The 1,888-nt window shown below is 52.7% G+C and carries 1 protein-coding gene; it reads right to left on the minus strand.

Annotated elements, in window-relative coordinates; all coding sequences use genetic code 11:
- Positions 1-129: 129 nt before the first annotated feature.
- On the minus strand, positions 130-1,788 hold the full coding sequence (locus ETC02_RS16470) for an IS1634 family transposase (RefSeq protein WP_171698433.1): 1,659 nt from the start codon (positions 1,786-1,788) through the stop codon (positions 130-132).
- Positions 1,789-1,888: the final 100 nt, after the last annotated feature.

Consider the following 1,888-nt stretch of genomic DNA (forward strand, 5'->3'; position numbering starts at 1 on the left):
ACTCACATTTCGCACCCTAACAAGGTCAAAACAAAGGATTTTTTATTTAGTTTTTCAGAATAACTTTTTGACCAACACAACGAGCGATGGCTATCCTTTTTTTACCATCGCTGGTCGTTCCGTATGACGTTACACGTAAATGCTCTCATCCAGCCCCAACCCCTGCAGAATCCTTCGTTGTTCAGGGGTGAGGGAGCGATCCAGTGAGCGTTGGATGCGCCCATCGGGCAGCTCCAGGAGGACGACGTTCACATATTGAAACAGCTGAAAAATCGCCTGTCCCGTCGGCCGGGTCAGCTTGCGGCCTCCAGGACCCTTCAACGGGTGTTCTGGAGTAATAAACTGACGCACTCGGCGCTGAAAAACGCGGTAAATCGCCAAGGCCAACAGAAACAAATAGCCTAATACTGCGACCCGTTCTGGTTTTTTGACGTAAATCTCATCCGTGAAAAACGGATCTTTCAAAAAAGCGAAGTTCATTTCCACCGAGATCTGCCCTTTATATAGCTTCAAGATCTCTTGGGCATCCATTTGTTGGCCCTTCCATTCCTCCGGAACGGTCGTGACGAGGACAAACCGGGACGCTTTCCGTCTTGCCTGTTCCCACGCGTTTTGGTCGAATTCGACGTCAAGGCGCAAGAGATACCGCGTCTCCATCTCGGGTTCCACCCCTTTTTTCGGCCGTCCGCGCCGTTTTTTCGGGCGTACGATCTCTTCGACCGCGGCCTTGACCTGATGAAACCGTGGGCGAAGGGACATCTTGAGGGACGCCAAGGCTTGTTCAGCGTCTTCCCGGCACGAGAAAGGGTGGCGCTCCCAATGGGCTTGTTCCTCGCGAAGAAGCTCCGCTTCTTTGGTTCGTTCTTTTTCGAGCGTCTTTCCTTTTCGCTGGTCGAGCGCACTCGATTCGACGACGATCAGCCGAACGGGGTGGCCTTCATAGGTGGAGGATGTTTCCCATACCCGGTACGTGGCGCCGTTTCTCTCCGCCAGCGTAAAGGGTTCGCTCCACGGGATGTGAGGCGAATCGGCCTCCGCTAATGCCCGTTTCACGATCCGAAGCGACGAAGGGCCTCGGGTGATCAAAAAGGCGTTGGCCGCTTTGGTTTGCGCCAGAGTGTCTTTTGTCATCGCGGCGGAATCGGCCACGTAAATCCATTCGTCTTCCATCTTGGCTTGTTTGAGCTGTTCGTGGACACGGGACAGCACCTCCGGATTCCACGTTTTGTCAGGCAGGTTGCCGTCGTGCACATCGCCGTAAAACGGGATGCCGTCCTCGTTGCCGACCAGTCCGAAACCGATCTGTTTTTGCCAACGATGATGGCGGTTATAGCCATGTGTGATCTGCAAAGCCTCTAACGAGGCCGATTCATACGCGCCGTAAACGGTCTTGTCCGTCGTATCGGCGTGGAAGGCTCGGAGGGAAAGGCCTTCTTTGCGATAAATATGAATCAAGCAAGTGCTGATGACGTTGTGAATGCCAGCCTCATACAGGCGATCGAGATGACGGGCCAACGCATCGTCGTTCAACCAGGAAGGATGGAGACCGGGACGGATGAGTTTCTCTAGATCGACCTCCTGAGCCCATCGTTCCACGTGAACGAGGGCTTGCCGGCCGTCAAACAGATTGTAGATGATGGCCTGAACGGCATCGCTGACTCGAGTCTGGCACTGTGGATCAACGGGAACGAGATGGTCAATCAATTGGGGCAGGCCCAGTTTCTTGAATAGGGCACTTATTATATTCAAATAATCATTACGATAGACCTTTTTGACTTGAACGTTCATGAGAGAAAAACTCCTTCACTTTCCTTGTGTGTCAAGGATTCATTCGACATCGGAACGAAAAAATCCTCCCGATTTTCGTTGGGAGGGTGCGAAATGTGAG

It is taken from the genome of Geobacillus sp. DSP4a, from assembly GCF_013096875.1.
GTDB classification, from domain to species: Bacteria; Bacillota; Bacilli; order Bacillales; family Anoxybacillaceae; genus Geobacillus; species Geobacillus thermophilus.